The organism is Archangium primigenium (genome assembly GCF_016904885.1).
In the GTDB taxonomy this organism is placed as follows: domain Bacteria; phylum Myxococcota; class Myxococcia; order Myxococcales; family Myxococcaceae; genus Cystobacter; species Cystobacter primigenius.
Genome location: NZ_JADWYI010000001.1, coordinates 5,275,934 through 5,296,890, shown reverse-complemented (window position 1 = coordinate 5,296,890; position 20,957 = coordinate 5,275,934). Strand labels below are relative to the sequence as shown.

General features: G+C 70.9%; 14 protein-coding genes. 9 read left to right on the top strand and 5 right to left on the bottom strand.

Annotated elements, in window-relative coordinates; genetic code table 11:
* Nucleotides 1-59: 59 nt before the first annotated feature.
* Nucleotides 60-1,700 (bottom strand): DUF7151 family protein, encoded by a 1,641-nt coding sequence (locus I3V78_RS21740; protein ID WP_204490372.1) that lies wholly within the window; start codon nt 1,698-1,700, stop codon nt 60-62.
* 395 nt (nt 1,701-2,095) lie between these two features.
* On the opposite strand from I3V78_RS21740, the gene I3V78_RS21735 reads away from it, so the two are divergent.
* Nucleotides 2,096-2,947, top strand: coding sequence for a hypothetical protein (locus tag I3V78_RS21735; protein ID WP_204490371.1), 852 nt, complete (start codon nt 2,096-2,098; stop codon nt 2,945-2,947).
* 4 nt (nt 2,948-2,951) lie between these two features.
* Here the strand turns inward: I3V78_RS21735 and I3V78_RS21730 are convergent, their stop codons facing one another.
* Both I3V78_RS21730 and I3V78_RS21725 read right to left on the bottom strand, forming a co-directional pair.
* Nucleotides 2,952-4,613, bottom strand: coding sequence for an N-acetylmuramoyl-L-alanine amidase (locus I3V78_RS21730; protein WP_204490370.1), 1,662 nt, complete (start codon nt 4,611-4,613; stop codon nt 2,952-2,954).
* Nucleotides 4,614-4,702: 89 nt separating this feature from the next.
* The gene (locus I3V78_RS21725) at nt 4,703-5,485 is read right to left on the bottom strand and encodes a DUF3592 domain-containing protein (RefSeq protein ID WP_338023699.1); all 783 of its coding nucleotides are present in this window, start codon (nt 5,483-5,485) and stop codon (nt 4,703-4,705) included.
* A 76-nt stretch (nt 5,486-5,561) separates the two neighbouring features.
* Between I3V78_RS21725 and I3V78_RS21720 the strand changes: the two genes are divergently transcribed.
* The 8 genes from I3V78_RS21720 (at nt 5,562) to I3V78_RS21685 (ending at nt 16,647) form a co-directional block, all read left to right on the top strand.
* The gene (locus I3V78_RS21720; RefSeq protein WP_204490369.1) at nt 5,562-7,412 is read left to right on the top strand and encodes a two-component system sensor histidine kinase NtrB; all 1,851 of its coding nucleotides are present in this window, start codon (nt 5,562-5,564) and stop codon (nt 7,410-7,412) included.
* Between the two features lie 11 nt (nt 7,413-7,423).
* Nucleotides 7,424-8,539, top strand: coding sequence for a DUF2891 domain-containing protein (locus I3V78_RS21715; RefSeq protein WP_204490368.1), 1,116 nt, complete (start codon nt 7,424-7,426; stop codon nt 8,537-8,539).
* Between the two features lie 61 nt (nt 8,540-8,600).
* Nucleotides 8,601-9,620 carry an endolytic transglycosylase MltG gene (mltG, locus tag I3V78_RS21710; RefSeq protein WP_204490367.1) on the top strand — a complete coding sequence of 340 codons (1,020 nt, stop codon included), beginning with the start codon at nt 8,601-8,603 and terminating at the stop codon, nt 9,618-9,620.
* Nucleotides 9,621-9,695: 75 nt separating this feature from the next.
* Complete coding sequence (locus tag I3V78_RS21705) at nt 9,696-10,769, top strand: 3-deoxy-7-phosphoheptulonate synthase (RefSeq protein ID WP_204490366.1); 1,074 nt, start codon at nt 9,696-9,698, stop codon at nt 10,767-10,769.
* On the top strand, nt 10,766-12,160 hold the full coding sequence (locus I3V78_RS21700) for a type VI secretion system contractile sheath domain-containing protein (protein ID WP_338023698.1): 1,395 nt from the start codon (nt 10,766-10,768) through the stop codon (nt 12,158-12,160). The genes I3V78_RS21705 and I3V78_RS21700 overlap by 4 nt, the downstream gene beginning before the upstream one ends.
* 86 nt (nt 12,161-12,246) lie before the next feature.
* Nucleotides 12,247-14,142, top strand: coding sequence for a hypothetical protein (locus I3V78_RS21695; RefSeq protein ID WP_239576514.1), 1,896 nt, complete (start codon nt 12,247-12,249; stop codon nt 14,140-14,142).
* 24 nt (nt 14,143-14,166) lie between these two features.
* Nucleotides 14,167-14,391 (top strand): hypothetical protein, encoded by a 225-nt coding sequence (locus tag I3V78_RS21690; protein WP_204490364.1) that lies wholly within the window; start codon nt 14,167-14,169, stop codon nt 14,389-14,391.
* Complete coding sequence (locus I3V78_RS21685; protein WP_204490363.1) at nt 14,392-16,647, top strand: coiled-coil domain-containing protein; 2,256 nt, start codon at nt 14,392-14,394, stop codon at nt 16,645-16,647.
* A 1-nt stretch (nt 16,648) separates the two neighbouring features.
* Here the strand turns inward: I3V78_RS21685 and I3V78_RS21680 are convergent, their stop codons facing one another.
* A complete protein-coding gene (locus tag I3V78_RS21680) occupies nt 16,649-17,167 on the bottom strand; it encodes a hypothetical protein (protein WP_204490362.1) in 519 nt (172 codons plus the stop codon).
* Nucleotides 17,164-20,955, bottom strand: coding sequence for a type VI secretion IcmF C-terminal domain-containing protein (locus I3V78_RS21675; protein ID WP_204490361.1), 3,792 nt, complete (start codon nt 20,953-20,955; stop codon nt 17,164-17,166). Before I3V78_RS21675 ends, I3V78_RS21680 begins: the two co-directional genes overlap by 4 nt.
* Between the last annotated feature and the right edge of the window lie 2 nt (nt 20,956-20,957).

Here is a 20,957-nt window from a genome sequence, read left to right as displayed (position 1 = left end):
GCGCCAGTTCCTCGGGGACGTTCAGTCCTGGAGGCTGGCGCTCGGGGCCGGGTACGGGACTACGGCAGCTCTTCCAGCATCAGCAGGGACTGGCCCCGGAGCCATCCAAAATAGTTGGTGCCACAGATCGTTCCGTCTCCGTCATAGCGCGTCGTCGACCAGATGGAGAAGGTATGGGGCCCTGGAGGCAAATTCTTCACCAGGCACACCTGATTGATGGGGTGATAATGGTTCTGGTTGGCCTCTGCGTTGTACGCGAACTGGCCATTGCCACATCCCACCGGCTGGTTGTCGACATAGAGTTGGAAGTAGCCCCATCGGCCATTACATCCCAGCGCGGATCGGAAGGTATCCGAGTACGTCACCCTCAACGTCTTCTCGGGAGATGTCACGGTGTGGCTCAGCCACCGGCCTCCGCCAACGCCTGACCAGGCGCCGCCAATCTCGCCACTTACCCCAGACGCGGTAGTGTAAGAGATATTTTGGTTGATCAGTTCCTCCACCATGAGGAGTGGAGCGGACCGGCCCCATCCCAGTTGGATCGCGCCACCCGAGTCCGCTCTGGCCCAGACACTGAGGTTATGACTACCCGTAGAAACATTGGGCAACACACAGGTCATGACAAAAGGATGAATAAGGTTTCCACCTGTCCCTTGCGCATCGTACTTGCCGGTGACGCACGACGTATCGACGTCGTCCAATCGGACCATGACGGTGCCCAAGCCTCCGTTCTGCTTGTACCCGACGCTAAGGGTGTCCGCGAGAGTCACCTTGAGCAATGTCCCTGGGCTCTGCTTGGTGAAAAAAACTGTTCGACCAGAGGCGCGCTGGAACGACGTGCTCGTCGTCGAGAAGGCAGCTCCTGTCTGTGAGTGCCCGTAATTGCTGGTGGGCTGGAGTTCCTCCACGAGGAGAAGGGGCTGGCTCACGCCATTGCCAACTACTGCCTGACCCACATGCGCCTGGGCCCACGTGTCGAATTCATACAATCCCGCTGGAAGCACATCCGTGAGGCAGACGGTCGAAAAAGGAAACTGGTAGTTGTTCGCCCAGCCGGAGGCATTCCAACTGTACTGGGCTTGGTAGCACGCGGGCGTCATCCTGCCGCCGTTCATCCTGACTTCGTAGGTCCCTTGGCCTCCATTGGTTGAAATGCCGGTCGCGAAGTTGTCCGACACCGTGATCTTCAATCGAGAGGCTGAATTCACCTTGAAGATCGTGGTCTTCCTGCCCGTGGGGTGCCAGACACCGACAGGGAGCGTTCCTGAAGGGATTCCATACAGAGACGAGGCCGCCCAGTTGCTCGGATAGGGTGGGACGGAGGAACAGACGAACTGGGTCTGCACGACCTCGTCCTCCTCCAACACTCCGTTGCCGTTGTCGTCGAGGCCATTGCGCACCTTGGTGCCTCCGTAGGTGCATTGCGTGCCGATGGGCTCGGGATCGAGCCGCAGGAGCACCTGGCTTCCCGCCACCGCCTCGGTGTGGATGGTGCCGTGGCAGGAGGACGAGGTCTGCGTCACCTCGGCATCGTCCAGCGTGCCGTTGGCGTCCACGTCCGCGCCGGACTCGACCGTCGTGCCACCCGCCGCGCACTGCGAGCCGGGCAGGATCTCGCTCCAGCGAAACAGGACCTTGGCGTCGGACTGCTCCGGCACCGCGGGCACCTCTTCAGGGGCCACCGGCGCCTTGTTCGCCATCTCGGGCTCCGAGCCCGAACCGCACGCCACCGCCAGCAACCCCAGGACACATCCCCAGCTCCGCAGCCCACTCGGCATGGCTTCCACCCTCCGCTGCACCGCCCTCCAGGGCGGCTCCAGTGATTCGGAGTCGAATGTGTGGGGGCATGTACTTCGAGTGTAGGCCTGATATCTGACATTCCAGGGATTCCCCGCCTACCTGCTCGCCCCTCCGGCGGGGTGCCCTGCCGAGACGACAAATCCCCTATCGTCCGCGCATGGATGGCGGACGCGGGCCCTCGTATCTCTCCGTGGTCGAGGCCGGTGCCCGTCGGTACTCGGCGCACCTCCAGGAGCGGAGCCGTCACGCCTCCCGGTCCCCCCAGGACCTGGCGTTTCGGGAGGTGGCACGCGCCGTGTCCCAGGCCCTGGAGCGCGTCTTTCGGACCGGCCACCTGTCCGCCCAGGACCTCCAGATTCCCCAGGCGCCCTTCGCTCGCGGCGGGGGCCATCTGGAGCTGCTCAACCCCTGGTCGGTGGGGCTGGGCAATCCCCGGGCGCCCGTGGTGGTGCTCACCACCGGCCCCCACTACGGCCTGGACAGCCCGGAGTTCTTGCTCGAGGCCTTGCTGCTCCAGGCCCTCTGGCTCGTGGAGGCGCCCGTGCAACTCGCGGCGGAGGCCCTGGGGATTCCCGCCTGGAGCGAGGTCCCCTTCCAGCGCTACCCCAATGACTACTACCGGGCGCCGTCGGGCAGCTCCTGGGGTCGGATCGCGGGCCTGCTCGCGCTCGCCTGGGGCGAAGGCACCGCCCGGGAGTGGCTCCAGCCCAAGCACGTCATGGGCAACACCGCGCCGCACCTGTTCGATGAAGTCTATCTGCTCGACCAGGCCACGGTCCCCGAACACGCGTCTGCCCTCGTCGACGGCCCGCCCGTGGCGCAGCGCGAGGCCTTCCTGGGCGATCTGCTCGCGGCGATGCCCGAGGCGCGCGTGCTGCTCATCGAGGAGCGGCCCGAGGACACGCTCTGGTGGGACACGCGGCTGCGGCTCGCGTCCCGGTTCCTCGGGCTCCCCGTCCAGACGGTGAAGGACTGCCTCCAGACCGAGCGCCCCACCCGCACGTGGGCGGAGCTGCGCTGGTGCATTCAGGGAGCCCGGGGGGTGCTCTTCACCGGGCCGTTCTGGCACAACGCGGAGGCGGGTGACTGGGAGCGCGAGGCGGAGCTGCTGCGGATGCTCCTGCCCGAGCGCCCCACGCCGGTCTGACGTCTCAGGGGGCCTTGGCCACGGGGCCGCGGCCGCCCACGAAGCCCAGCACGCCCTGGGCGATCGCCTTGGCCACCTCGTCCTGGTACGCCTCCGAGGCCAGGCGCTTCTCCTCCTCGGCGTGCGACAGGAAGGCCGTCTCCACGAGGATGGCCGGCATCTTGGCGCCGAGCAGCACGTAGAACAGCGCCTCCTTGGTGCCCAGGTTCTTCACGTCCGAGTAGTGCGAGGACAGGTGGCCCACCAGGTTCTTCTGCACCTGGGTGGCCAGCCGCGTGGACTCGCTGGTGTTGGCCTTGGTGGCCAGGTCCGCGAGGATGAACTGCAGGTCGCTGATGCCCTTCTCGGACATGGCGTTCTCGCGCGCCGCCAGGCGGATGGAGTAGCGGTCCGCCGAGGTGTTGAGCGTGTACGTCTCGATGCCGCGCAGCTTGCCGCTCTCGGCCGCGTTGCAGTGGATGGAGATGAACAGGTCGCCCCGCGCCTCGTTGGCCACGTGGGCGCGCTCCTCCAGCTTGAGGTAGCGATCCTCGTCGCGCGTGAGCAGCACCTCCATGCCCTGCTCGCGCAGCTGCTGCGCGAGCTTGCGGGAGATGGCCAGCGTCACGTCCTTCTCCCGGGTGCCCTTGCGGCCGATGGCGCCCGTGTCGTGGCCGCCGTGGCCCGCGTCGATGACGACCCGGCGCACCTTGAGCCCCAGCTGCTCGGCGAGCGTCAGCTCCGCCTTGTTGGACACCCGGGCCACGGCCTTGAGCCGCGCCTGGGCCATGTGCTCGTCCACCGGCGCGGTGACGGGCTTGTTCGCCGCCAGGACCTCGGCGGGCGCGGGCCTCGGCTCGGGCTTGGGCTCCACGGGCCGCGGGGTCTCCACCGGCTTCACCTCGGCGGGCGGCGTCTCCACCGCGGGCGCCACGGGCGTCTCCACCACCGCCACGGCCTCGGCGGCGGGCGTCGGGGCCGGCGGCGTCACGGGCGTCTCGCCGCGCGGCGCGGGCGCGCGGCCCTGCTGGCTGATGGCGTCGAGCAGCGAGGGCGAGGCCCCGGCCGCCGACGTCTCGGGCTTGCTCAGGTCCACCTTGATGACGGTCGGCGGGGGCGCGGACGCCACGGCGGTCGCGGGCGGGCTCACCGGCGGCTTGACGCGCGCGGGCGAGGCCGGGGGCGGCGCCTTGGCGGGCAGCGAGGCCAGGAGCGACTTGAGCTCGGGCACCCGGTCCCCCTTGGGGTTGGCCGAGAGCATCTGGGTGATGACCCGGCGCGCTGACTCGGGCTGATCCAGCCGCTCGAAGTAGATGCGCGCGAGCACCGCCGCGGCGTCATCGGCGAGCCGGTGGCGCGGGTGGCCCTCCACCAGGCGGGTGTAGTCGGCGATGGCGGCCTGCTGATCCTCGGCCACGAAGGAGATGCGGCTGAGCGAGTGGAGCAGATCCGCGGCGGTGTACAGCGCGTCCGGAGCGCGGGGGCTCTTGGGGTGCTGCTGGGCCACGGCCTCGAACTTGTGGACCACGTTGAGCCAGTGGTGGCGCAGCTTGCGGCGCGCGGCGTCGTCCTTGAGGACGTAATAGGACCGGCGCGCGTCCTGGTAGGCGGCCTCGGCGGGATCCTTCCGGGCCTGGGCGGAGAGCGGCAGCAACAGGGCCAGAAGCGGAGCGAGGTGGGAGCGCATGGACACGGGTCCTCCGGGCGAGGGCGAGGGCTACAGACGTGTGTCACGGCCCCCCACCCCCAGCAATTTTTTGCCCGGCCCGGAAGTCGCTAGCGCACCCACCCCAGGCGCCGGGCCAGCTCCTCGTCGATGACGCGGGCCTGCCCCGGCAGGGAGGACAGCACCGCGGCGAGGACCTTGTCGCCGTTGCGCACCGGGGCGCGGCGGGGCCCCAGGCGCGCCCGCACGGAGTGCTTCTGGTCCTGCTTGAAGTAGGTGGCGGGGAAGTAGCGCTCCCGGGTCGACTCCTCCAGGGGCTGCTCGGGGGTGAGCCACACGAGCATGCCCTTGCGCAGGGGCGCCAGCTCGGCGCGCAGCGTGCGCCGCAGCTCCCAGGCGAAGAGGCTCACGGCGGCGAGCGCCCCGAGTCCGAGCCCCCAGGGCACCAGGCCCAGGCCCAGGGCGCGCTCGCGCACGTAGCCCGCCTCGCGGGGCCGGTCCGGGGCGTGGGGATCCACCAGGAGCAGCACCCGGGCCCCGCGGCCGATTCCCTCGGCGTACTCGGCGCGCGTGCGGACGCCCGCGGCGGAGTATTGCACCTTGCCCACCGAGTAGATGACCTCCAGCCGGGCCTCGGCGCCCTCGCGCTCGTCCTTGGGCGGCAGCGTGGAGGCCATGAGCTGGCCCTCGACCTCCTGCGCCCGCGCGAGGAAGGTGCGCTCCTCCACCAGGAAGCGGCCCACCACCCAGGTGCCCGCGACGACCAGGGCCATCAGCGCGAGGCCCACGATCACCACCTGGACGAGCCGGAACACGGCGCCGGGGACACGCGTGAGGGGGACCGGACGGGGAGCCTGGGGAATGGCGAGCTGCATGGCCCTCGTATACAGCACTTGCCCCCCTATCCTATACAGATACAGCGCGCACCCCAGGACCCGGAGCGGTCCGGGCCAGGCACGGGAACGACACATGCCGGAGACCGCTCAATCGCCGTGGCGTTGGATGGACGGCTTCCTGTCGCCCGAGCTCAAGCGGGTGCCGCCCGAGGAGATGGGCCGCGCGCGACTGCTCATCGTCATCACCCTCGTGCTGATGCTGTTCGACGGGATGATCCTGCTGTTCCTGCCCGTCAGCCCCCAGCCGTGGGTCCATGGCCCGGTGATCCTCATGTCGCTGGCCGCCAATGGCGTCGCCCTGGGACTGCTGCGCCACAGGTCCACGCTGGACGCCTCGGCGACGCTCGTCTGCGCGACCATGGCGGCGATGCTGGTGTTCACCCTGTCCACCAGCCAGTGGTCCGCGTCCGCCTCCCACGCGGCCATCACCCTCTTGCCCGCGCTGTCCGTCTATCTCATCGGCCCGCGCGCCGGGCTCCTCATCACCCTGCCCGTGGCGCTGTTCATCGCCGTCATCCACCCCTTGCGCTTCACGCTGTGGGGGGACCTGCGGGGGCCGGAGGCCGTGCGCCTGTGGATGATGAACGTCTCGGCGGCCTTCTGCATGGGGTGCCTGTGGGTGGTGAGCTGGCTGCACTCCTCGGCCCGGCGCAAGGCCCATCAGGCGCGCGAGCAGGCCCTGCGCACCCTGCGCGAGAGCGAGCACAAGCTGCACACCCTCATCGAGAACACGGATGATCTGGTGTGCTCGCTCGACGTGGAGGGCCGGGTGCTCGTCGTCAACTCGGCGATGCGCAAGGCCTATCGGATCCGCGAGGGCCGGGAGCCCGTACCGGGCGAGCCGCTCTTTCCCCGGGGCAGTGCGAAGCTCGCCGCGCTGGGCCGGATGATGGCCCAGTCGTTCAGTGGCCGGGGCGTGCGCCGCGAGGACACCTTCGTGCACGCGGACGGCCGGCACGAGACGGTGGAGGTCTCCTTCAAGCCCATGTTCGGCGAGGATAGCCAGCCCCTGGGCCTCACGCTCTTCGCCCGCAACATCACCGAGCGCAAGGTGGCGGAGGCCAAGCTGTCCGAGGTGCATCGCACCCTGCTGGACGTCTCGCGCAAGGCGGGCATGGCCGAGGCGATCACCGGCCTGCTGCACAACGTGGGCAACACGCTCAACAGCGTCAACGTCTCCGTGCACCTGGTCACCGAGCGGCTGCGCGCCTCGCGCGTGGGGGGCCTGGCGCGCGCCGTGGAGTTGCTGCACGCGCACCGGGGCTCGCTCGCCGCGTTCCTGGAGCGGGATCCTCGGGGCCAGCAGTTGCCCGCCTACCTCGTCGCCGTGTCGAGCCAGCTCGTCGAGGAGCAGCGCGCCCTCTTGGCCGAGCAGGACACGCTCGCCCACGCGCTGGAGCACGTGAAGTCCATCATCAGCACCCAGCAGCAGCACGCGCGCGTGTCCGCCCCGGTGGAGCGGGTGTCGGTGACCCAGCTCATCGACGATGCCCTGCGCCTGCACGCCCTGCCCCTCGAGCGCGCGGGCGTGGAGATCCGGCGCCAGTACGACGCGCTGCCCGAGGTCATGCTGGACCGGCACAAGCTGTTGCAGATCGTGCTCAACCTACTGAGCAACGCGCGCCAGGCCTTGCTCGACACGCCCCGCTCCGACAAACGACTCACCGTGCGCATCGCCGCGCGGCCCGAGGAGCGGCTGCTCATCCAGGTGACCGACAACGGCCCCGGCATCTCCCGGGAGCACCTGCCGCGCATCTTCACCCAGGGCTTCACCACCAAGAAGGACGGCCATGGCTTCGGGCTGCACACGAGCGCCCTGGCCGCCCTCGAGATGGACGGCACCCTCACCTGCGACAGCCCGGGCCCTGGCCAGGGGGCCACCTTCACCATCGATCTGCCGATGCAACCGCCGTCCGCCCGCTAGACTCGGGGGCGATGGCATCCACCTCCTTGCTGGCCCTCGTCTTGAGCACCCTCACCGCCCAGACCGCCCCTCCTCCGGACTTCAGCGCGGAGGCCGCGGAGCGCTTCGCGCGGCTCGCGCTCGAGTGCGTCCACCGCGAGTACCCGAACAAGATCGCCCACGTCATGGCCGGGGACGCGGATGCCCGGCCGCCCCGGGAGCTCACGCCCGCCTTCTACGGCTGCTACGACTGGCACTCCTCCGTGCATGGCCACTGGCTGCTGGCGCGGCTGGCGCGCGTCTACCCGGAGGCGCCCTTCGCCGCCCAGGCCCGCGAGGCCCTGGCCCGGAGCCTGACGCCCGAGAACATCGCCGCCGAGACGCGCTACCTCGGCGCCCCGGGCCGTGTGTCCTTCGAGCGCCCCTATGGCCTCGCGTGGCTCCTGCAGCTCGCCGCGGAGCTGCGCGAGTGGGACGACCCCCAGGCGCGCGGCTGGGTCACCACGCTCGCCCCCCTGGAGACGCTCTCCGCCCAGCGCCTGCGCGAGTGGCTGCCCAAGCTCTCGCGCCCCATCCGCGTGGGGGAGCACGACCAGACGGCCTTCGCCTTCGGCCTGGTGTTGGATTGGGCGCGCCGGGCGGGCGACGACGGCATGCGCGGCCTGGTGGAGACCCGGGCGCGGGACTTCTACGAGAAGGACCGGCGGGCGCCCCTGGCCTACGAGCCCTCGGGCCACGACTTCCTCTCCCCCTGCCTGGCCGAGGCGGACCTCATGCGGCGCGTGCTCCCCCCGGCGCGCTTCGCCACCTGGCTCAAGGACTTCCTGCCGGACCTCCCCACCCAGGCCGTCGGCTCGAAGTCCGCCCCGAAGGCGGACGCCTGGCTGGAGCCCGCCGTGGTCACCGACCCCGGAGATCCCAAGCTCGCGCACCTGGATGGGCTCAACCTGAGCCGGGCCTGGATGCTGGAGGGCATCGCCTCGGCCTTGCCCGCCCAGGACAAGCGCCGGGGGACGCTGGAGGCGGCGGCCCGGCGCCACCGGGAGGCGGGGCTCCGGTCGGTGACGGGCGCCCACTATGAAGGAGGGCACTGGCTGGGCAGCTTCGCGGTGTACCTGGTGACGCGCCGGGGCCTGAGCCAGCCCTGAACGCCCTCCCCCGTCCGCTTGCCCGCCATGGGAGCGCGGGCCGGTGCTAACTTGCGCGGACATGAAGCGTTTCGTGTTGGCGCTGTGTGGACTGCTGCTGCTCGGGGTCCTGGCATTGGGTGGTGTGTACATCTGGGCGGAGCAAGGGGTGCGTCAGGCCGTCGCCCCGCCGGGGGCTCCCGCCGTGGAGTTCGCCGTGGCCAAGGGCACCACGGGCCGGGGCCTCGGGCCCCAACTCGTCTCGGGCGGGCTCATCCGCGACGCGCGGCTGTGGCGCTGGCACCTGTACCGGCGCGGCGGACTGTCGCCCAAGGCGGGCCGGCACCTGGTCAGCCCCTCCATGACCATGGAGGAGGTCTCCGCCGCGCTCGAGGCCCCGCCCCTGCCGGAGGACGTGCCGTTCGTGGTCATCGAGGGCTGGCGCCTGCGCGACACGGACGAGGCCCTCGCCGCCGCGAAGCTCATCAAGCCGGGCGCCTACCTGGCCGCCGCCAGCCACCCCGAGCGCTTCACGGCGCCCTTCCCGCTGCCCACCCGGGGCACCCTGGAGGGCTACCTCTACCCGGAGACCTACGGCGTCATCCCGGGCGAGTTCAAGGTGGAGGAGCTCATCCAGCGGCAGCTGAACACCTTCGCCGAGCGCTTCTACGTGCCGCGCAAGGACGCGCTGGCCAAGACGGGGCGCACGCTGCACGACGTGGTGGTGATGGCTTCCATGCTCGAGCGCGAGGAGCCCGTGCCCGAGCAGCGCCCCGTGGTGTCCGGCATCCTCTGGAAGCGGATCGACAAGGGGTTTCCCCTGGGCGTGGACGCCACGTCCCGCTACGAGCTGGAGGAGTGGAATGATCGCAAGGCCTTCCTCAAGCGCCTGCGCGACACCACGGACCCCTGGAACACGCGCCACCGCAAGGGCCTGCCCCCCGGCCCCATCGGCTCGCCCACGGTGGCGTCGCTCGAGGCCGCGCTCCAGCCCCAGGCCAACGAGTTCTGGTACTACCTGCACGATGCCCAGCGGCGCCTGCACCCCTCGCGCAACGCCGAGGAGCACGAGGCCCTGCGCCGCAAGTACAACGTGTACTGACACGGGCGGTGCGCGCGGGTGTCCTGCGCGTCACATCCGCCTGCTACAGTGAATGCCTCACCGCATCCGAGCGCCATGACCTCTCGCACCGAAAACCTGAATGTCGTCGGCATCGACCGCATGTCCACCCCGGCGGAAATCAAGGAGCGCGTGCCGATGACCGACCGCGCCGCCGAGTCCGTGCTCGCCGGGCGGCGCGCGTTGATGAACATCCTGGAGCGCAAGGACCCGCGGCTGTTCGTCATCGTGGGGCCGTGCTCCATCCACGATCCGCAGGCGGGGCTGGACTACGCGCGCCGGCTGCGCGCGCTCGCCGACGAGGTGCGCGACACGCTGTGCCTCGTGATGCGGGTGTACTTCGAGAAGCCGCGCACCTCCACGGGGTGGAAGGGCTTCATCAACGATCCGCGCATGGATGACTCCTTCCACATCGAGGAGGGCATGGAGCGCGGCCGTCGCTTCCTGCGGGACGTGGCGGAGCTGGGCCTGCCCGCGGCCACCGAGGCGCTGGATCCCATCGCGCCGCAGTACTACGGCGACCTCATCTCCTGGACGGCCATCGGCGCGCGCACCGCCGAGTCGCAGACCCACCGGGAGATGGCCTCGGGGCTGTCCACGCCCGTGGGCTTCAAGAATGGCACGGACGGCTCGCTGGACGCGGCGGTCAACGGCATCCTCTCCGCCTCGCACCCCCACAGCTTCCTCGGGCTCAACGAGAACGGCGTCTCCTCCATCATCCGCACGCGCGGCAACGCGCACGGCCACCTGGTGCTGCGCGGCGGTGGCGGCCGGCCCAACTACGACACGGTGTCCATCACCCTGGCCGAGCAGACGCTCGCCAAGGCGAAGCTGCCGCCCAACGTCGTCGTCGACTGCTCGCACGCCAACTCCTACAAGAAGCCCGAGCTGCAGCCCCTGGTGATGCGCGACGTGATGCACCAGGTGCGCGAGGGCAACCGCTCGGTGGTGGGCCTGATGGTGGAGAGCTTCCTCGAGGCGGGCAACCAGCCCATCCCCGCGGATCTCTCCCAGCTGCGCTACGGCTGCTCGGTGACGGACGCGTGCGTGGACTGGGACACCACCGAGCAGATGCTGCGGCAGGCGAATGAACTCTTGCGCGGTGTGATCCCCCACCGTCGCGCCGCGTGAGCACCGCCCACCGGCTGCGCTGGCTCGTCGTGGGAGCGTTCCACCCCGAGCCCACGGGCCAGCGCTTCACCGTCTCCGCGGACGGCCTCGGCGAGCGGCTCGCGCTCGCCGCGCGGGATGTGTCCGTCACCGTGGCCGACCGCCTCGGCGCGGGGGACGCGAGCCCCTACCCCCTGTCCTTCCAGCGCCTGGAGGACTTCTCGCTCGAGGCGATCCTCGCGTCCCAGCCGGACCTGAGGGCCCTGGGCGCGCTGCGCGAGGCGCTCTCGGGCACGCGGCCCCTGGCCCCCGAGGAGGCCGCCCGGCTCCAGGCCACCGTGGGCACGGGGCGGCTGGCCGAGGCGCTGCGGCAGGTCCGCGGGTCCGCGGCCGAGGCCCGGCGCGCCGCGCTCGCCGTGATCGACGAGGCGATCCACGCCACCGCGGAGGATCTGCTCCACCACCCGCTCGTGGCGCGGCTGGAGTCCGCCTGGCGGGGCCTGCACTGGCTGGCGAGCCACTGTCCTCCCGGCACGGGCATGGATCTGGAGGTGCTCGACGTGGCGCCCTCCCGGCTGGAGGAGGCCCTCGCCGCGAGCCTGGACGGGCCGCCCCTGCTCCTGCCCGACGCCTGCTTCCTGCTGGAGGCGGATGCGCGTCCCGAGTCCCTCGCGCGCCTGGCGGCCCTGGGCGAGAGCGCCTCGGTGCCCCTGGTGGTGGGGCTGCCCCTGGACGCGGACGATCCGGGCGGCTGGAGCGCGCTCCGGGCCGAGGAGGCCTCCCGCTGGGTGTGTGCCGCCGTCAACCCGGTGGTGATGCGGGCGGAGCGGCGAGGCACCGTGCGGAGCACCTGTCTGGCCAGTCCGGTGTTCGCGGTGGCGGCGATGCTGGCGGCGAGCTTCCGCGACACGCGCAGCCTCGCGCACATGGTGGGGCCGGGTCGGGGCCTGCGCGCGCCCGCCAAGGGCACGCGGGGCACGGGCGCCCCCACGGGGACGGAGGTGGCCTTGTCCCTGCGGGAGCAGGAGCGGCTGCGTGCCCGGGGCCTGCTGGGGGTGAGCGGCTGGCCGGACTCGGATCAGGTGGGCCTCCTGGCGGCGCCCACCCTGCACGCGGGCCGGGACGTGACGCTCCTGCCGGCCCAGGTGCTCACCGGCCGCCTCGTGCGGCTCGCCCTGGAGGTGTCCGAGCGCCTGCCGGCCCAGGCCACCCCGGACGAGGTCTCCACCGTCTGCGCCCGGGCCGCGGCGGCGTTCCTGCCCGGGGGCACTCCCGGCGCGGGCTGTGAGCTGGGGGGACAGGTGGTGCCCACGGGTGGCGGCGGGCGGGGCCTGCACCTGCGCGCCGCGCTGCGGCCGGAGCTCGCCGGGACGCTCCTGCGGCTCGAATTCACCGTCCCGCTGCGCGGCTGAAGTGCGATGATGCGCGGCGAGGCGCTGGCGCGAGACAGGGGGTGCACCCGGTGAGTACGCCATTCCAAGAGGAACTCCGATGGGAGTTGTCCCTCACGTCCGGTGGCCAGTCCTTCACCATCCCGGGCGGACAGGTGAAGCACGTGTCCGCGCGCATGGCCCCCCATGGTTTCAGCGCGTCGCTCACCTTCTGGACCACGATGGAGAAGAAGGACGCGCCCCTCTTCCTCGCCTTCCAGAAGCCGGACCTCATCGAGGTGCGGCTGGCCGTGTCCGAGGCCCGGCCCCAGGCGGAGCCGCCCCCCGCGCCCCTCGTCCTGCGGGGGCTCGTGCGCGGCCGTCGGCTCCAGGCGGAGACCCACGGGGCCTTGAAGGGCGAGGCCCGCGTCTTCCGCCGCTACACGGTGGAGTTCGCCGACCCCGCCCAGGTGCTCTGGCGCCAGCACCGGCCCACCGAGCTGCACACCGACATGTCGATGGCGGAGATCCTCGAGGCGCACAAGGCCTCGCTCCAGCTGTCGCTCGACTGGGCCACGCTCAAGATCAAGCAGCCGCTCTTCTGCCTCGCGCTGGGCGCGGACGCGCCGGGGGTGAGCTTCTACGACTTCGTGCTCTGGTACGTGCACACCCACCAGGGCGTCTTCACCTACGACTCCCAGAAGAACCAGTACCTGCTCACGGACAGCAAGCCCGCCGAGGGGCAGCCCGCGAACCTGAGCCCCCTGTCCGTCCAGTCCCTGCGGGTGCACGTGCCCGCGCCCATCCGGCACGGCACCCGGGTGCTCAACGCCCTGGCGGCCGCGCCCACCACCCAGGCGCTCGAGCAGCCCCAGGCCGTCGCGGGCGTCTCCCATGACGTGCTCCTGCGCGAGCCGCTCGCCACGCGGGCCGAGGCGCGGCAGAAGCAGGAGAAGACGCGGCTCCAGGTGCGGCAGCCCCGCTACCAGCTCGCCTTCAAGGACTTCCCGCCCGTGAACGTGTTTCCGGGCGCGCGCCTGCAGCTCACCGGCCCGCTCTGGGCCGCGGGCCTCACGGGCCGGGACGAGGACCTGCGCGTGCAGACAGTGGAGCTGGAGGCGCGCGCGGACGACGAGGGCCAGCACGCGGGCCAGGCCAACCCCAGCGCCACCTTCCAGACGCGCGTGGCCCTGGAGCTGGAATCCGCGGCGGAGCCCGCCGTCGCCCTGCCCGCCTTTCGCGCGCCCCGCTACCCCATCCACGTCGAGGGCCTGGTGCACAGCCCGGGCGGCGAACCCGAGGACCGGCGCTACCTCATCTCCGAGGACGAGAAGACCTCCATCCACTCCTTCCGGATGACGGTGCCGCTGTGGAACAAGACGGTGAGCGTGCTCGCCGAGCCCATCCACTTCCCGGGGCAGTTCTTCTTCCCGCCCTACAAGAACACCCGGGTCCTGGTGGCGCTGCACCACGAGCGCGCCGAGCTCTTGCGCTTCCTGGACTGGAAGGAAGGCGTGCGGCCCCCGCAGGACGGCCAGGGGGATCAGATCCTCCTCGGGCAGAACAAGAAGAGCCAGACGGCGCTCACCCACGACTTCCAGGACGACAAGCCCGTCTGGCGCATGCTGCGCACCTCCGGGGGCGACACCCAGGTGGTGCGCATGGGCGAGGGCCACCTCTTCATCCAGGTGAAGGAGAGCGAGGCCTCGGCGGCGCCCACGCCCACCTATGACGTCTCGCCCCAGGTGCAGGCCGCCAAGGGAGACCTCACGGCGTCCGTGGGCGAGTCCATCGGGATGACGTCCACGGCCTACCAGGGGGCCATGGGCGCCACGCGGGCGAAGATGAAGAGCGCCCAGGCGGAGGCCAAGACGGCCTTGAGTGGCGCGCGCAAGGAAGTGGGCGCGAAGGTGGCCGAGGCCAAGGGCACCCTCAACGGCGCGGCGGCGCGGCTCGACCAGGGCACGGGTGAGCTCGCGGCGGCGGCGGCGTCGGCCAAGGCCTCACTGGAGAAACTGCGGTAGCCCCCGGGCGGACGGAGCACACCCATGCGGCAATTGAGCGGCAAGGTAGCGGAGCTGCGCGGAGAACTGGAGTCCTTCCACACCGGCATGACGGCCCAGGTGACGGCCCTGCGCACGGGCGTGGACGGCCTGTCGGGCAAGCTCGTGGCGGCCCTGGGCGCCTTGCGCCCCGAGGTGACGGGCCTGGGCCAGCGGCTCGCCGGGAAGATCGACGCGCTGGATGCCGAGTTCGCGGAGCTGGAGCCCTGAATGAAGGCCCTGTGGAGCCAGTTCGACAAGACGGCCGGGGACGTGCTCGCCCTTCGCGCGAAGCTGCAGGCCCCCGCGGGCAAGGTGCGCGCCACGGTGGCCTCCCTGGAGCCCGCCGTGTCCACGCGCTGCGTGGCGCTCGAGCAGCAGGTCAAGGGCAAGCAGCAGGCCTTCTCCCAGCAGCTCGACGGCCTCACCCAGGAGGTGAAGTCGCGCTGCGAGGCCCTGCTGGACGAGGGCAAGGCCGCGCTCGACCAGCGCAAGCAGGGCCTCGAGGCCCTGCTCGACGCCGCCCAGAAGAAGCTCGAGGCGGAGCTGGCGCAGGTCACCACCCGGGTGGAGCAGGAGGTGAAGAAGGTCCAGGCGCCCCTGCTCGAGCTGGAGAAGCGCTACGAGGAGGAGCACGCCCGGGTCAAGGCCAAGGCGAAGCAGAACCCCCAGGACGCGGCGCTCCAGGCCCACGCGGAGCAGGCCCTGGAGGAGCTGCGCAAGGTGCGCGCCCGGATGGACGAGGAGACGCGCAAGGTGCGCCTGCCGGAGACGCTCGCGCGCGAGCAGCTCCAGAAGGCCCGCGCCCAGGCGGACGCGCAGCTGCGCGCGCTCGAGGAGCAGATCGCCGCGCGGGAGAAGCAGCTGCGCGAGCTGCTCGACGCGGGGGGCACCCAGGTCGCGCAGCGGATTCGCGGCGCCAGCCAGACGATCACCGCCGCGACGGATCAGGTGTTCGGCAAGACGGCCAAGGCGCGCGAGACCGTGCAGGCGGAGACCCAGCGGCTGCTCGGGGTGCTGGACACCACCCTCGCCGTGCCCGCGAACACCCTGCAAGGCCTCCATGACGAGATCCAATCCACCGGAGAAACGTCCAAGGCCGAGGTGCGCGAGCGCATCGCCCAGCTGCGCGCGACGCTCGTCCCGGTGAAGACGCAGCTGGAGGGGGCCACGCAGACGGTGGACCAGACGCTGGCGACCCTGGAGACCACCGTGGGCACCACCCTGGAGACGGGCGGCAAGAGCCTCAATCAGGCCCTGGACACGCTGGAGCAGGCCCTGGGCACGCCCGTGCGCGCGCTGCTCGGGCAGATCGAGGCCGTGGAGAAGCTCATCACCCAGGTGGGCGAGCAGATCGACTCGGTCATCACCCAGGGCGTGGGCGCCGTGGAGGCCCTGATGAAGACGGCGCTGCTCACCGTCGAGTCCATCAAGTCCCCCATCCGCCAGACGATCGACGCCACCTTCGCCGTGCTCGACAGCCTCATGGACACGGTGGCCCAGCTGGAGAAGCAGCTCATGGCCGTCTTCTCCGCCCTGCCCGAGAAGCTCGAGCAGCTCCAGACGCTCTTCAAGAACCTGGTGGGCACCCTGGAGTCCCTGCTGTCCAAGGCCGTGCAGATGCTGGACGCCATCCCCGCGTCGGACCTGCCCAAGGCCCTGGTCAAGCCCGCCATGGCGGCCATCGACAACGTGGTGAAGCAGATCTCCACCCAGCTCGGCACCCTCACCCAGCAGGTGAGCCAGCAGATGACGGCGCTGCAGGACCAGCTCATCACCCAGGTGGAGCAGCTCCAGTCCCAGGCGCTCGCCCAGGTGGACGCGCTCAAGCAGCAGCTCGTGCAGCAGATCCAGACGCTCACCCAGTCCGTGCAGAGCGGGATCGATCAAGCGCTCGGGCAGCTGGAGCAGTTGGTGGCGCAGGTGACGCGGCAGATCGCCACCGCGCGCGATCAGGTCACCCAGCAGGTGGAGAAGCTGGAGGCGCAGGTGGTCGCGCGCGTGGACACGCTCAAGCAGCACGTGTCCGAGCAGCTCACCACGCTCCAAGAGAACCTGGACACGGGCGTGAAGGCCGCGATGCAACAGGTGGAGACCGTGGGCCAGACGATCGATCAACAGGTGGCCACGGCGCGCGAGCAGGTGAAGACGGGCCTGGACGCGGCCAGCACCGCGGTGGATCAGGCGCTGGCGCAGGCGCGCGAGGCCCGCGTCCGGCTCGAGGCCGAGCTGGCCCGGCGCATCGAGCAGCTGCTCGCCACCTTCGTGGAGCGCGCCGGGGGCGTGGTGGACACGGCGTCCCAGCGCATCGACGCGATGACGGGTCAGGTGGACGCGGCGAAGAACCAGCTGCTCGCGCCCGTGGACGCCCTGGAGGCGTCCCTGCGGGACTTCGATCCCTTCTCGCCGGTGGTGGAGCAGGCCCGCACCCAGGTGGGCGCGGTGATGGACGCCCTCCATGCCCAGGTGCGGGCGCTGGGGGGCTGAGCTACTTCTTGCCGCCCAGGGGGTTGGGCAGCTCGGGCATCTTCATGCCCTCGGGCGCCTTGGCCTCGGGGGCCTTGCCCTCGGGCGCGGCGGGCGCCTCTTCCTTGGCGTCCTCCTGGGAGATCGACTCGCGCAGGATGCGGCTCGTGGCCAGCTCCACGTCCACCGAGCGCGACAGGGGCGGGCTGAGCAGCAGCTGCCAGTTGCCGTCCGGCGCGGTGAAGAGGAAGGACACCGCCACCGAGCCATCCTTGGGCGCCTTCACCTGGAAGCGCTGGATGGTGCCCGGGTAGATGACGGACGTCTGCAGCACGGTCTCGTCCGGGGAGCCCACCCGCGAGGCCACCTCGGAGTACGCCTCGTTGGCGTACTGCTTGGGGTCCACCTGGCGCACGAGCATGTACAGGGGCCGGCCCATGTTGGTGCCCACGGGCGACTTGATGCTCAGGTTGATCCGACTCGGCCCACAGGCGCCCAGCACGAGCGCCGCCAGGGCGACGAGCCCCACGCGGAGGCTCATCGCGGCACCTCGCGGAAGGGCATCCACGGGTCGCCCTTGAGTCCGAAGCCAATCTCCACGCCCCGCTTGCTCACGTTGTTTCCTTGCAACACCAGGCTCCATTGCCGCCGTTGATCCGACGTCACCAGGGCCTCCTCGAACAAACGGAAGCAGCTCCACACGGAGCGGTTCCAGGGCAACGACAGGAACTTGGGATCATCGCGCGCGGGCGAGCGCAACTCCAGCACGATGGAGGACACCTGCTGATCCCACCAGCTGAGCGGGAAGTCCTGCCAGGTGGGGCTCTGGTTGAAGCCGTAGGCGGTCGTCTTGCCGCACTTGAGCGAGGACATGGTGACGAAGACGCCCGGCATGGGTGGAGGCGGCAGCGGCTGGGGCTGCACCTTGAGCATCAGCGGCCGGGGCCGGCCCTCCTCGTCCCAGAGCAGCTTGGACAGGCGCGAGAGCTGACTGAGGGTGGGCAGCAGCGGCTCGGGCAGCTGCAGCTTGTCGCGCAGGGTGCCGCGCAGGGCCCACTGGGTGCCCCGCTCCATGCACACCCGGGAGAAGACCTGGTCCACGAAGTGCCAGAAGGCGCCGTCCTTGCGCCGCAGCACTTCCAGCTCGCTCGGATCCACGTCCTCCTTGGCGCTGGCGTTGAAGGGGTAGCGCGTGAGCAGGGGCCGCAGCATGCGCCCGGAGGCCTCCGACCACTGGCGCGCGAGCGTGTTCTCCAGCTCCTCCTTGCCCAGCTTCTGCACGGCGATGAAGGGCTCGAGGAAGGGCTGGCGCAGGTCGCCCGTGATGCCCTGCTGATCCAGCCAGGCCTGGGCCTTGCGCAGGTAGGAGCCCTCCTCCTCCAACATCATGGCGAGGGCGACCTTCTCCAGCGGCGAGAGCAGGTCCGCGAGCTGGGCGTTGGTGCCTTCCGCGCCGGGCGCGGGGGCCTCGGCATCGGACTTGGCGGCGGGCGCGGCGCCCGGCTTGACGGCGCCAGGCGCGGAGCCGGCATCCAGCTCGTCGCGCATCTGCGCCACCAGGGCCTGATAGGGCGCGAGCGCCGTGTAGAAGCCGCTCTTGTCGGCCACCATCAGCTGAACGACGGGCCGGAAGGGGGCCACGGCGTTGCGCAGGGGCTCGTAGTAGGGGCCCTCCAGCGTCTCCAGGTTGGCGCGCGCGGCCACGTCGCGCAGCATGTCCACCTGCTCGGAGGACGGCTGGGACAGCCGGCCCAGCTCATCGAGCAGCAGCTTGCGCGGGGCGCTGAAGCGGTAGTGGCGCACGCTGTAGAAGAGGCCATCGCGGTAGCCCTGGGAGAACACGTCCACGCGCTTGCGGATGTACTGGGAGCGCTTGGCGGACTCCTCCGTGGGCAGCTGCGCGTCCTTGAGCCGCTGGGTGAACTCGTCCACCAGGGGCCGCAGGTCGGTCTCGAAGGGCGTGCGGCTGAGCACCATCTGTCCGGGACGGATGGGGGCCTGGCCATTCAACGTGAGCCGCCCGTTGGCATCCTGGGTGTCGAGCAGGGCCTGGAGCAGGTCCCGCGACAGCTGGGGCGGCCGGAACTCGAAGGACTGCTGCAGGAGCTCCACGCGGTAGGGGCCCTTGTTGCTGCCGGGCAGCCAGAGCCCATCGCGCGTGAGCAGCTCGGAGGGGCCCATCTTCTCCACCGCGAGCAGGCCCGCGTAGGCCTCCTCTTCCATGCGCAGGATGCCCGCGAGCGTCTCGCGGTTGCGCTGCAGCCACGCGAGCACGTCCACCGTGGTCTCGATGCCGTGGAAGTGCCGCGTGTTGACCTGGACCTTCGACGTGTCGAACAGGTTGAGCACGGTGGACAGCGAGGCGTAGACGTCCAGGTCGGCCAGCTGCGCCTGCAGCCGCTCGCGCTCGGCGCGGCGCAGGTCTAGGCGGGCGATGTCCTTGGCCTCCAGGGCCTGGCGCAGGAAGAGGAAGTGCTCCATCCACGGCTTGAGCTGGCTCTCGAACGTCAGCCGCTCGGTGAAGGGCCAGCACGACCAGGGCTCCTCGTTGCCGGACAGCTGCACGGTCGCGTCCTTGCGACACGGCGGGTTGCGCTCCCAGGGCGAGTCACTGGCGAGCACGTACGTGGCGATGAGCGGCTCGCTCAGGTCGAGCGCGGAGATCCACGTGCGGCTGGCCGCGGTGGTGCTCCCCGCCGTCTCGGACGGCGCGGCGATCACGTGCCGACGCGAGGACTGGACGTGGAGGCTGGAGTTGACGAAGGTGCCGAGCCCGTCCTTGTTGGAGGCATGCAGGGTGGACAGCAGGTAGACGACCTGCTCGGGGCGGCAGTCCTCGGGGTTCTTGCGGCAGCGCTCGAGCGCGGGCCGCAGGTGGCTCTCCCGGATGCCCGTGGCCAGGCGCTGGCGCAGGGCCAGGGTCTCCTGGGGGAAGCTGGTGCGCAGCGGGGGCCACCAGCGCTCGGCGCCCTTGAGGTGCAGCAGCGCGTCCGCGGCGTGGTTCACCAGCTCCTCCACCACCTCGCCCCGGCCCTCGATGCCCTGCTCACGCAGCTGGGAGACGGTGTCCTCGAGCCGTTGCACCTCGTCCTGGGCCTCGCCCAGGAGCAGGTAGAAGTGCACGTAGGCGGCCACCACGGGCAGACAGAACACGGCGGCGATCGCCGCGGCGCGCCGCAGGTGGGTGCTCAGGTAGAGCCGGCGCAGCGCCTCGTTGGCATTGGCCTCGGCCACCACGGACAGGGTGCCGCTGGCGCGCGCCTCGGGCGTGAGCGAGGACAGGTAGACGCGCGTGAGCCGCGGCTTGAACGAGAGCGTGTCTCCCTCGAGCAGCGCGGTGACGAAGCGGCCCAGGCCCGAGAACGAGCGGCCCCCCTGCGAGTAGAAGTGCTCGAGCCGCTCGAAGGCATCCACGGGCAGCGAGGTGAGGCCCAGGGCGAGGTACTGCTCCTGGCCCTGCAGCAGCGAGGACAGGCTGTCCTCCTCACCCCGCTTGGGGATGTCGAAGGCGAGCGACACGCCGTGCGTCTTGAGCAGCCGCGCGAAGTCCTCGAAGCCCTCCAGCCCGTCCATGTGCGTCAGGCACAGGCGCGTCTCCACGGGACCGCCGCAGGCCTCGGACATGAGGTTGAGCTTGCCGCGCAGGAGCTGCGCGTAGCGCCGCTGCTCGTCGGGAGGCGTATCGGACAGCCAGCGCACGTCCAGGGCGATGACGGCCATGCCCTTCTGCCGGTGGCTGAAGCAGCGCTTCCACATGCGGCGCAGGGCCGCGCGGGCCGGCAGCGTCTCGTCCTCGAGCAGGGGCGCCGACACCTCCTGCACCACGCAGTCCGGCCCCAGGTAGACCTGCAGCAGGGGATCCGACGTGTAGCTGGGCAGGTACTGGCGGGCCTGGCGCTGCCAGTCCACGTCCAGGCCGATGAGCTGCGTCTTGCCGCTGCCCGCCGGACCGAACACCACCACGGTGGGCAGATCCACCACGGCGGCGCGGTTGACGAGCGGCAGTCCGGACAGGAACGCGCTGCGCACCTGGGCCAGACGGTGGCCGTCCATGGGCGGCGGGCCGCTCTCGGTGGCCGCCGCGGGCCGACCGCCGCCGCGCCGACGCTTGAAGAACTTCCAGGTGAAGAAGACGGCGAGGCCCACGACGAGCGCGAGCAACACCCACGGGAGCACCGGCCCCACGAGCGCCCAGATTTTCTGGAGCACCGTGAAGCTGCTCTTGACGGCGGTGACCTCGGTGTTGAGCGCCTTGACGCCCGAGCTCAGGGCCTGCGTGGGCTCGGCGCCCAGCACCTGGGAAACGATGATGTCTTGGGGCGATACCACGG